We start from the raw sequence: 11520 nt of genomic DNA, 5'->3' as shown, positions 1-11520 counted from the left end.
GCTCATGGAGGCCTCTATTCTGAAGGGGGTGTTGCACTTCAGATTTGAGGTCGCCAAGCGCTGCAAGCCTAAAACCTATATAAACCACGCGCTGCGCACGCAGAGCCTGGCCAGCGCCCAGCCAGTAACTCACGCGCGCGCTGGTGGCGATGGCCAGCGACAGCGGCACCATGTACAGCAATGCGGCCATGTTGGCGGCGATCTGGTGTGCTGCGGCGGCCGTGGTGCCCTGGCGTGCAATGAACAAGGCCATCAGCGTGAAGGAAGTGACTTCCACCATGATGGCCAGCCCCGCAGGCACGCCCAGTTGCAAAAAGCCGGACAGGGTTGGGGCATGGGGCCGCTCCAGCGGGCGCCAGAGCTGCAAGGGGGGGTAGATGCTTTGGGTGCGCAGCAGCCATACCGCCAACGCCAGCATGGTGTAGTTGACCAACAGCGTGGCCCAGGCGCAGCCCACTACGCCCTGTGCGGGCAAGCCTGCGCCGCCCAGCGTGAACCAGATGGACAAAGGGACCTTGATGAACAGCGATGCGACCTGCAGCCAGGTCACCAGCTGGGGTTTGCCCAGCGCCTGGTTGAGCGTGCTGTAGACCCGAAACAGCAGTGCTGCGGGCAGCGCAAAGGCCAGTACGGCCAGGTATTGCTCCACCTCGGAGCGCAGGGCAGGAGGGATTTCCGTCCAGCGCAGCAGCGGTGCGGGAAACAGCAGTACCGCCATGCCCAGTGCCGACGCCGCCATGCACAGGTAGAGCGACTGCCTCACCGAAAAACCCATGCCCTGCAGATCACCTGCACCCCGTTGTTGGGCCCACACGGGCATCAGCGCCTGCAAGACACCCATCAGCCCGACATAGATGCTGATGAAGATGGCCGAGCCCACCGAAAGCGCCGCCAGCGAGGCTTCTCCATCGCGGCCTGCCACCAAGGTGTCCGTCACGCCAAAGGCCATCACCGCCAACTGGCCTGCCAGCACGGTGGCCGCATGGCGCGCAATGCTGGGCAGATCGGCAGACTGGTCGGTGAGGTGGGGATGGGGCGTTGTCATGCGTTGGTTCAATGGCTGCGCTGGCAGCCCCTTGGTCTGCGGAAGGGCGCGCGTTGGTTGTGTTCTCAATGGCGAATGGCAGCGGCTGATTTTCAGCGCAATGTCGGTGCAGGCTCGCCCATGGGGCTACCGCAATTACTGATCGGCAGCTGCCCCGGCTTATTGCGGGGCCTGCGCGCGGCGCAGCAGCACAAGCTGGTCGTTCTTGTCCGTGGGGCGCGGCACGATGGCCACTTCTGCCCAGTCGCTGGTCTTGGCAATGCCTGGGGGCGCGGGCCAGGCGTTCAAATCCACCAGAAGCCAGTCGCAGTGGGCCTGGGGGTCTGCCGCTTGCAGGTTCATGCCGCCGTGGTACTGGAAAGCCGCGATCTGTCCACGGCTCAGGCCGTAGGTTTGTACGCAGCCTTGGGGCGCGTTGTTCATCAAGCGCACCACGTTTTGCACTTGCGGTGCATAGCTGCGCGCGTAATTGAGCAAGGGCAGCCACAACGTCAGCAGCAGCAGCCAACCCAGGGTGGCGCCGCTGGCGGGCAGCACCAGGCTCTTCCAGATGGGGGCACGGTCGCGCGATGCACGCCACCACACCAAACTGCACCACGCTACCGAGGCTGCCAGCGCCACCAGCAGTGCGAACAGCGAGAACGATGGGCTGAACCCAGGCGCCAGCTTGGCTACGTTGGCTGCTGGCTTGGCCGGTACACCGGTCTGCATGGCGATCCAGATGACCCAGATGGCCAAGGTGGAGATGCTGAAAAACAGCAGGGTGAACCAGTCAATCAGCGCAGCCACCGCCCGGCTCAGTGTAGGCAGTGCAAAAGCTGCCAGCGTGGCCATGGCGGGCAGGCCCAGCAGCAAAGCCCGGTCTGCCGGTGCTGTGCTGATGGTGGCGCCCACCGATACCAGCGAGAACCACAGTGGCAACCACAGGTGGCGGTGCCACTGGGTGCTGGCAATCTGCTTGCGCCAGCGCCACAGTGTCCAGATGGCCAGGGGCCACGCAGGCCAGCCAAACCACAGCAGCAGCCGGGCCAGGCTGGCCCACTCTTTGCCGCCCGCATCCGTACCTACCAGTCGCCAGCGCCACAGGTCGAGCTGCCACGCCATCAGCGCCGCAGCTGCCACCAGAATCAAAGTTGCCGCAACCCATCTGCGCTGGTGGGCAATGTCCACACTGGCACTGCGCCATACCAGCCAGGCGCCGCCCAGGCCCAGCATGGCCGCCAGGGCAGGGGCACCCGCCAGGGTCAGCCCGGCCAGCCCGGCGGCCAGCGCCAGGGCGGGGGCTACGGTATGGAAGCCCAGCGCGGCAAATCCGAAGAACACCAGCGTGGTGCAGCACAGTTGCACCAGGTAGCTGGTGGCTTCGTGCGACAGCTGGGCCAACCCCAGGCAGGCCAGCAGGGCCAGCAGCCCCCCGTCGGCCATGGCGCGGGCATAGTCGGTAGGCTGGGCCTCGCCGCCAAAAGCAAACGCCACGGGCTGCGCCGCAGGGCTACGGGCCAGGTAATACACCCCGTACCAGGTGGCTATGAGCGTGAGGGCGAGCATCCCTGCGAAGGGGAGCCGTGCCGCCATGTCGGGGGTGAGCCCTGCAGGCGCCCATTGGATTGCCAGTGCTCCCAGCCAATAGGGCAGCAGCCCGTCCGTTTCTGGCGCCATGCCGCCCAGCAGAGGGTTCCACCAAGAGGTTGTGCCCTGGGCCAGCTCCAGCATGTAGCCGAACGCGGTGACGTCTGCGCTTTTCCACGGGTCGCGCCCTACAAAACCGGGCACCACATACGCCAGGCACAGCAGCAACAGCGCCCAGCGTGGCAATGCCTGTACGGCTTTTTGGCTGACGATGGCGGGGTTGGGTGGAGTCACGGGGAGGGCGGGGCAACGGGCAGCGCGGTTGCCAAGAATATAGGGAAAACCAAAGAAAAAGGCAGCGCGGTCGCCCGGGCTGCCTTTTTGGCGGATTGCGGCGAATTACTTCGCTGCGGTCTTGCCGAAACGGTTGCGGAAGCGCTCCACGCGGCCACCCATGTTGTCCACCGACTTTTGTGTGCCAGTGTAGAAGGGGTGCGATTCAGAGGAGGTATCCAGCTTGAACAGAGGATATTCCTTGCCTTCGAAGGTTTCGGTTTCCTTGGTGTTCACGCAGGAACGGGTCACGAACTTGAAGCCGTTGGACAGGTCCACGAACAGCACTTCGCGGTAATTGGGGTGAATGCCTTCTTTCATGATCTTCCTTGAGTCAGCTGCGGGAGCCGCATCGGCCAGTCCGATGTACTTTCCGCAAGAAAAAGCCCGCCATTATTGCACAGACTGTTGTTTGCCTTGTTTTCAGATGCCCCGTTCATCGCTTTGAAGCCAGTTAGGGGCAAGGCGGGGCGCCAAAAATCAGCCGCCCCGACGCATCATGTCGAAGAAGTCCACATTCGTTTTCGTGGCCTTCATGTTCTTGATCATCAGCTCCATCGACTCGATTTCGTCCATGTTGTACATGAACTGGCGCAGGATGCGGGTCTTCTGCAAGATCTCGGGCGCCAGCAGCAACTCTTCGCGGCGTGTACCGCTCTTGTTGAGCTCGATAGCGGGGAACACGCGCTTTTCGTACAGGCGGCGGTTCAGGTGGATTTCGCAGTTGCCGGTGCCCTTGAACTCTTCAAAGATCACTTCGTCCATGCGGCTGCCGGTATCGACCAGCGCCGTTGCAATGATGGTGAGCGAGCCGCCTTCTTCCACCTTGCGGGCCGCGCCGAAGAAGCGCTTGGGGCGCTGCAGCGCAGCGGCGTCCACACCACCCGACAGCACCTTGCCGGACGACGGCACCACGTTGTTGTAGGCGCGGGCCAGGCGGGTGATCGAGTCCAGCAGGATCACCACGTCCTTCTTCAGCTCGACCAGGCGCTTGGCGCGCTCGATCACCATTTCGGCCACATGCACGTGGCGGGCGGCGGGCTCGTCGAAGGTCGAGGCAATGATTTCGCCCTTCACCGTGCGCTGCATTTCCGTCACTTCTTCAGGGCGCTCGTCCACCAGCAGCACCATCAGGTGCACGTCGGGGTTGTTGGCCGTGATGGCGTGGGCGATGTGCTGCATCATCACCGTCTTGCCGCTCTTGGGCGGCGCCACGATCAGTGCGCGCTGGCCACGACCGATGGGGGCGATGATGTCGATGATGCGGCCGGTGATGTTCTCGTCGCCCTTGATGTCGCGCTCCAGGCGCATCTGTTCCTTGGGGAACAGGGGCGTCAGGTTTTCGAACATCACCTTGTGCTTGTTCTGTTCGGGCGGGCCGCCGTTGACCTTGTCCAGCTTGGTCAGGGCAAAGTAACGCTCGCCGTCCTTGGGTGTGCGCACTTCACCTTCAATCATGTCGCCGGTGTGCAGGTTGAAGCGGCGCACCTGGCTTGGGCTGATGTAGATGTCGTCCGTGCTCGCGGTGAAGCTGGTGTCAGGGCTGCGCAGAAAGCCGAAGCCATCGGGCAGGATTTCCAGCACGCCATCCGCAAACACCTGTTCGCCCGCCTTGGCGCGCTTCTTGATGATGGCAAACATCAACTCCTGTTTGCGCATCCGGCCTGTGTTTTCGATTTCGAGTTCTTCGGCCTGCTTCAGGACTTCAGACACGTGCAGTGCCTTGAGTTCGTTTAAGTGCATGGAAAGACTCCTTGGCGGAGTAAGTAGGTATCTTGGGGGAGTGGGGCTGGTGCCACGGGAGCTGCTGTTGACAGTCCGGGCGCGCCTGGGAGATCTCGGGCCGGTTGCCAATGCGTGCAAGCCGGTGATCTGGCGAAATTATGACAGGAAAAAAATGCGGGGATCCTGGGCTGTTGCGCAATGCCTGCCATGGCATTGCGCTCGCACAAAAAGAGCGGACGCCGACCGAGCCTTCGGGCGGCGTCTGCGCATCAAGCCAATTGTTGGTCGATGAAGGCTGTCAGCTGGGCCTTGCTCATGGCGCCCACCTTGGTGGCTGCCAGCTGGCCGTTCTTGAACAGCATCAGCGTGGGAATGCCGCGGATGCCGTACTTGGCGGGGATTTCGCGGTTTTCGTCCACGTTCATCTTTGCGATTTGCAGCTTGCCCTGGTAGGCGCCTGCGACTTCGTCGAGGATTGGGGCAATCATCTTGCAGGGGCCGCACCATTCGGCCCAGTAGTCCACCAGCACCGGGGTGCCGGGTTGCAGCACGTCGGCTTCAAAGCTGGCGTCGGAGACATGTTTGATGAGTTCGCTGGCCATGGCGGGATTCCTTGTTTTTCAGCGGGTTGGGACCGGTGTACGTTTAAAGTTCAGGCATTGTGACAGAAACCAATTCCACGTTCACCGGTGTGGCCGGGTCTCGCGATGCTATGACTGTCATAGCGAAAAGTGATCGGTACACCGCTCCGTGCGCTGCTGTATGGCACCGCGCTCTGGCCCAGGTGGCGGCCCATGCGCAGGCCCAGGGCGCGCATCTGGCGCGCACCGTGGTGCTGGTGCCCTACGCCCAGTTGATGCCTTGGGCCCAGCGTTTCTGGGCGCAGCAGTTTCCGCAGGGGTTTGCACCGCGTTTTGAAACCACGCGCAACTGGGCCGGGCAATTGCAAGGCTTTGAGCCTGCGGGCGATGACTTTGCGGGCGACGTGGCGCGCGACACCCTGACGGCACGGGCGTTGCTCGAGCGTGTGGGGCAGGGCGCCCTGCGTGATGTGCTGGCCACCCCTTTGCAAGAGGCTGCAGCCCAGCTGGCCCCGGTGGTGGCTGCTGTGCAGCCCGAGCGCCGCGCCGCTTGGGGCGATGAGGCCCGTGCCCTGCTGGCCACCACCGAAGAAGGCAGTGCCCTGCACTATGAAGCCCTGGTAGCCCGCCTGGCACTGGAATGGGTGCTGGCATCGCGCCACGCCACTGATGTGCTGTTTGAGCCCGGTGTGCGCGCCGCAGTGGATGCGCTGGTGGTGCTGGAGGGGTTTCAGTCCGACGCCCTCAACCTCGCCCTGGTGCAGCACTGGGGTGCCAGCGCCTGCTGCGTAGGGCTGTGGGATGCGGAGTCTGCCTCTGCACAACCCCCATCGCAGATGGCCCTGCACGCGGCGGCAGACGCCGAAGACGAAGCCCACCGTGCAGCCGCCTGCGTACTGCGCCACATCGAGCAGGGCCGCATCCCCGTGGCGCTGGCCGCCACCGACCGGGCCCTGATCCGTCGCGTGCTGGCCCATCTGGACAGCCAGGGCGTGCTGGTGCGCGATGAAAGCGGCTGGATTCTCTCCACCACCCGTTCGGCCGCAAGGCTGATGGCCGCGCTGGAGGCGGCTGCTTGGAACGCGTCGTCCAACGCCGTGCTCGACTGGCTCAAGCACACGCCCGCGCTGCCACCTGCCGATGTCAACCGTCTGGAGCAATGGCTGCGCCGCAACGTGGTGCCGCAGTGGAGCGCCGCTGCGGCTCGAGATTTCAGCACCCAGCCCGCCCTGGCGCGCACCGTGGCCACGGTAGAGGCCTGGCGCGATGCTCTGCGCGCCGCACGGCCCCTGCCGCAGTGGCTGTTGGCGTTGCGCTCCGTGCTGGAGCAAGCAGGCCAGTGGCAGGGCCTGCAGGCTGACCCGGCGGGCATGCGCATGTTGGCTGCCCTGCGCCTGCAAGACGGCCAACAGGCCGAACTGGCGGGTTGGGGCGAGAGCGCTGGCCGCCGCATGACGCTTGCCGAATTCACCCGCTGGGTGAAGGATGTGCTGGAAGCCGGGCGCTACGTGGCAGCCCAATCGGCGGAAGCGCCCGTGGTGGTGTTGCCCATGCCGCAGCTGCTGGGCCGCCCGTTTGCCGCTGCCGTGTTGCCGGGCAGCGATGAAAAGCGCCTGCAGCCTGCGCCCGAGCCCTCGGGCGACTGGTCTCAAGCCCAGCGCGAGGCCTGGGGCCTGCCCACACGCCAGACGCTGGAGGCTGCCCAGCGCGCCGCCTGGGCCAACGCCCTGCGCACACCCGTGGTCGATGTGCTGTGGCGCACCAGCGATGAGGGCGGGGAGCCATTGCTGGCCAGCGCCCTGGTGCTGGCCCTGCAACTGCAAGGCGACGCAGCCCAGGGTGCTGACGCCCGCCCGCCCCGCACCGTGCAGGCCGCCCCCACGCTGCGCCCCTTGCCTGTGGGCCAGGCGCTGCCCGTGCAGCAGCTTTCGTCCACCGCGTATTCCGACCTGCGCCACTGCCCCTACCGCTTCTTTGCCCAGCGCCAGCTCGGCCTGCGCGAGGCCGACGAGTTGGACGCCGCCGTGGACAAGCGCGACTTTGGCAACTGGCTGCATGCGGTGCTGCAGCGTTTTCATGAAGACCTGCGCGACCAGCCCACCGATGACGCGGACGAGCGCAGCGCCCGCATGGACGCTGCCGCCGAGGCCGTCACCCGCGAGCAGCGCCTGCAGGACGGCGACTTTTTGCCCTTTGCTGCAGGCTGGGCGCAACTGCGCGATGGCTATTTGCACTGGCTGGCCGGGCACGAACAGCAAGGCGCAATGTTCCGCCAGGCCGAGGTCAAGGCCAAGCAACCGCTGGGCGACCTGGAGCTGATCGGCACCATCGACCGCATCGACGGCGTCTCCAGCACGGGCGAGCCCACGGTGCTGGTGATTGACTACAAAACCGAAAGCGACAGCGTCACCCGCCAGCGCATCCAAAGCGGCGCGGAAGACACGCAATTGCCGTTCTACGCCGCCCTGCTGCACCACGACACGCTGCGCGCCGCCTACGTCAACGTGGGCGAGCGCGGCGAGACGCAACTGCACGAACAGGACGAGGTGGTGCACCTGCGCGATGTGCTGGTTGAAGGCATACAGCACGACATGGCCCGCATTGCCGGCGGGGCCCCGCTGCCTGCCCTGGGCGAGGGCTCGGTGTGCGAGTTCTGCGCCGTGCGCGGCCTGTGCCGCAAAGACTATTGGGCAGATACCGAACAGGCGCTGCCCGCGCCAGAGACGCCATGACCGAGAGCACTCCATCGCCCACCCAGGCTGCCTACGAACACAACGGCCGCCCCGTCTCGCGCGAGGCCTTTTACGCCATCGCCTGCGACCCTGCCCGCAGTGTGGCGGTGGAAGCCTGCGCGGGCGCAGGCAAGACCTGGATGCTGGTCTCGCGCATGCTGCGGGCGCTGCTCGACGGCTGCGCGCCGCACGAGATATTGGCCATCACCTTCACGAAAAAGGCCGCGGGCGAGATGCGCCAGCGCCTGCAAGAGTGGCTGGAGCAGTTCAGCCACAAGCCGCTCGATGAACTCACTGCCGAGCTGATTGCACGCGGAATCAGCCCCCAAGGCGCACTGGAAAAGCGCGAGGCGCTACAAAATTTATACCGCCAGTTGCTGGAGGCGGGCCGCCCGGTGCAGATCCGCACCTTCCACAGCTGGTTTGCCGCGCTGCTGGGCACGGCCCCGCTGGCGCTGCTGCAGCAGCAAGGGCTGCCCGCGCACTTTGAGTTGCTGGAAGACGATGCCGAGGCCGTGCGTGAGGTGTGGCCCCCGTTTTTGCAGACCGTGGCCGACAGCGCCAGCCTGCGTGCCGACTACGAAGCTGTGGTGGCCCGCCATGGCCGCTCGCAAACCCACAAGGCGCTGGCGGCCGCGCTGGCCAAGCGCGTGGAGTTTGATTTGGCCGACGTTGCGGGGGTGGTCGATGCCTCGGTGCCGCCGTTTCAGCAGGCGTACCCCGAACTGGCGGCGTTTGCAGAGCCTGCCGAGGCCTTGCAGGATGCAGCCTGCCAGCAGCGTTGGCGCAACCGTGCCAGCGCTTTGGGGGCCGAGTCCAACAAGACCCCGCAAAAGGCCGCAGACGCCATCATCGACGCGCTGGCCTGCCCCGACCTGAACCAGCGCCTGGACATGTTGCGCAAAGCGATGTTCGTGGCCAAGGAAGACCGCCTGTCGAAGAACCTGGAGAAGTTCCCTGCCGCGCAAGAGGCCGAGCCCGAGCTGCAGCGCCTGCTCACCGCCCGCCGCCAGCATGAGGCCTGGCAGCACCAGCAGCGCATGGCCCGGCTGGCGCGCTGCCTGATTGCGCAGTTTGCCGCCGTCAAGCAGCAGCACGGCTGGGTGGACATGAACGATGTGGAGCGCACGGCCTTGGTCATGCTGGCCGACCCCATCCTTTCTGGCTGGGTGCAAGAGCGGCTCGATGCGCGCATTCGCCACCTGCTGGTCGATGAGTTTCAGGACACCAACCCGCTGCAGTGGCAGGCGCTGCACGCGTGGCTGGCGGGCTATGCGGGCTCGGGCGGTGGCTCGGCTGCGCCCAGCGTGTTCATCGTGGGCGACCCCAAGCAGAGCATCTACCGCTTTCGCCGGGCCGAGCCGCAGGTGTTCATCGCCGCGCAGGCCTTTGTGCGCGATGGGCTGGGCGGCGACCTTCTGAGCTGCGACCACACGCGCCGCAACGCGCAGGGCGTGATTGCTGCCGTCAACGCCGTCATGGGGCAAGCCCAGGCGCAGCACGAGACCACAGGCTTTCGCGACCACACCACTGAATCGAAACACCCAGGCCAGCTGCTGCGCCTGCCCGCCATCACCGATGCGGACGACGACGGCCAAGGCGCCGCGCGCGACCCCCTGGCTTGGCGCGACAGCCTGACCGAACCCCGCCACGAGGCCGAAGAAACCCAGCGCATGCGCGAATGCACACAGGCCGCTGCCTGGGTGGCCGCCCAAATCGCCAGCGGCACGCCGCCCAAAGAGGTGCTGGTGCTGGCCCGCAAGCGCGACCGCCTGGCCAGCATGCAAGACGCCCTGCGCGCCCTGCACCTGCCCTGCGTGCAACCGGAAAAGGCCGATCTGTTCGACGCACCCGAGGTGCAGGACATGGTGGCGCTGCTCGATGCGCTCGTCTCGCCCACGCACGACCTGTCGCTCGCCCGTGCGCTCAAGTCGCCGCTGTTCGGTCTGGGCGACGATGCGCTGGTGGCCCTGGCCGTGCTGCGCCGACAGCCTGAGCATGCGGGCTGCAGCTGGTTTGATTTGCTATTAAAAAGTGAGCTGCTTGCGCTTGATTTGCAAGCGATAGGGCCTGTTTTGCTTCAATACCAGGGCTGGGTGCAGCGCCTGCCGCCGCACGATGCCCTGCACGCCATCTACGAGCACGGCGACGTGCTAGCCCGCTTTGCCGCCGCCGCGCCCGCCACCCAGCGCCAGGCCGTGCAGGCCAACCTTCGGGCGCTGCTGGCGGCATCGCTGCAGCACGACGGGGGCCGCTACCTCACGCCCTATGCGTTTGTGCGCGCCATGAAGAAGGGCGGCGTGCGCGCCCCCGGCCGGGCCGATGCGCAGGCCATCCGACTGCTGACGGTGCACGGGGCCAAGGGGCTGGAGGCCGATTGCGTGCTGCTGCTGGACACCGACACCCGCCCGCAGAAGGCCGAAACCATGGGCGTGCTGGTGGACTGGCCGGGCGAGCAGCCTGCGCCCTCAGCGTTCATCTTTTTGGCCAGCGAGTCCAACCCGCCCCCCAGTGCCGAGGCCACGCTGGCCGCCGAGCAGCAGGCCCGCAGCCGCGAGGAGTTGAACATGCTCTACGTGGCCATGACGCGCGCCAAGCACTGCCTGGCGCTGTCGTCGGTGCAGCCCAGCAACTCGGCCCCCGGCAGCTGGTGGAACCGGCTGGCTCCGCTGGTCACGGAAGTCGATCTGCAAGCCCAGGCCCCGGCGGCGCATGGCGCAGAAGCCGCTGCCCCTGCTGATGTGCCGGAAACCTTCACCATCCCCAGCCTGCCCGCGCTGCCCGAGGCCCTGCAAACCGCCCGCGTGCACACCGCCGCGGGGCTGGAGGGCGATGCCCCCGTGGCCATGCCGGGCGATGCGGAATCGACCCCGCTGTCGCGCCAGGGCGATGCCATGCACCAGCTGCTGGAGCAGGCCGGTGTGGCCGGTGCCCCGCTGGCCGATGTGCGTGCCCATGGCTGGCCCGCCGCGCGCTTGGCCCGCCTGGCTGCGGACCACGACATCACCCCCGCCGCTGCCGAACAGTCCGCCCGCATGGCGCAGGCCATTCTGGCGGGCGAGGGCGCCTGGGCGTGGGATGCGACACTGATCCAGACCGCCATCAACGAAGCTCCGCTGCACTACCAGGGCCAGAGCCTGCGCATCGACCGGCTGGTGCAGCGCCGCGCCGTGCAGGCCGGCGATGCCCTGGCGGGCTGGTGGGTGCTGGACTACAAAAGCGCCACGCAGCCCCAGCGCCAGCAGGCCCTGGTGGCGCAGCTGCAGCGCTACCGCGAGGCCGTGTCTGTGTTCATGCCGGGCGAGGTGGTGCATGCCGCGTTCCTCACGGGCGATGGGCGCATGGTGATGGTCGGTGGCACCCACGCCTCTGCCGCCTCCGCCTTGGGGCATACTCCCGCCCCCGGCGCTGCGCTGGTGGATGGGGCTGCGAATGCCGCAACCCCTGCCGCTTCCAGCCCCCGTGCGCCCCAACCCGCGCCGCCGGTGCCAGGCTCCAGGCAGGGCTCCCTGTTCTGATCTGCACTGCTCTTGCC

General features: G+C 66.3%; 7 protein-coding genes. 2 read left to right on the top strand and 5 right to left on the bottom strand.

What is annotated here, in order from left to right:
* The 5 genes from IHV84_RS17545 to trxA form a co-directional block, all read right to left on the bottom strand.
* The coding region (locus IHV84_RS17545; RefSeq protein ID WP_198847823.1) for an MATE family efflux transporter at window positions 1-1045 on the bottom strand (1045 nt) is incomplete at its 3' end.
* A 159-nt stretch (window positions 1046-1204) separates the two neighbouring features.
* Window positions 1205-2908, bottom strand: a complete 1704-nt coding sequence (locus IHV84_RS17540) for a hypothetical protein (protein WP_198847822.1) — start codon at window positions 2906-2908, stop codon at window positions 1205-1207.
* Window positions 2909-3013: 105 nt separating this feature from the next.
* Complete coding sequence (locus tag IHV84_RS17535; RefSeq protein WP_044396829.1) at window positions 3014-3268, bottom strand: type B 50S ribosomal protein L31; 255 nt, start codon at window positions 3266-3268, stop codon at window positions 3014-3016.
* A 159-nt stretch (window positions 3269-3427) separates the two neighbouring features.
* Window positions 3428-4690, bottom strand: a complete 1263-nt coding sequence (rho, locus tag IHV84_RS17530) for a transcription termination factor Rho (RefSeq protein WP_044396828.1) — start codon at window positions 4688-4690, stop codon at window positions 3428-3430.
* A gap of 251 nt (window positions 4691-4941) precedes the next feature.
* Complete coding sequence (trxA, locus tag IHV84_RS17525) at window positions 4942-5274, bottom strand: thioredoxin TrxA (protein WP_066694851.1); 333 nt, start codon at window positions 5272-5274, stop codon at window positions 4942-4944.
* 110 nt (window positions 5275-5384) lie between these two features.
* On the opposite strand from trxA, the gene IHV84_RS17520 reads away from it, so the two are divergent.
* Both IHV84_RS17520 and IHV84_RS17515 read left to right on the top strand, forming a co-directional pair.
* On the top strand, window positions 5385-7985 hold the full coding sequence (locus IHV84_RS17520; RefSeq protein WP_198847821.1) for a PD-(D/E)XK nuclease family protein: 2601 nt from the start codon (window positions 5385-5387) through the stop codon (window positions 7983-7985).
* A complete protein-coding gene (locus IHV84_RS17515) occupies window positions 7982-11503 on the top strand; it encodes an exodeoxyribonuclease V subunit beta (RefSeq protein WP_198847820.1) in 3522 nt (1173 codons plus the stop codon). Before IHV84_RS17520 ends, IHV84_RS17515 begins: the two co-directional genes overlap by 4 nt.
* Window positions 11504-11520: the final 17 nt, after the last annotated feature.

This window comes from Acidovorax sp. IB03 (assembly GCF_016406015.1).
In the GTDB taxonomy this organism is placed as follows: Bacteria; Pseudomonadota; Gammaproteobacteria; order Burkholderiales; family Burkholderiaceae_C; genus Acidovorax; species Acidovorax temperans.
Note: the sequence above shows the minus strand (reverse complement) of the source record. Positions and strands in the feature narration are given on the sequence as shown.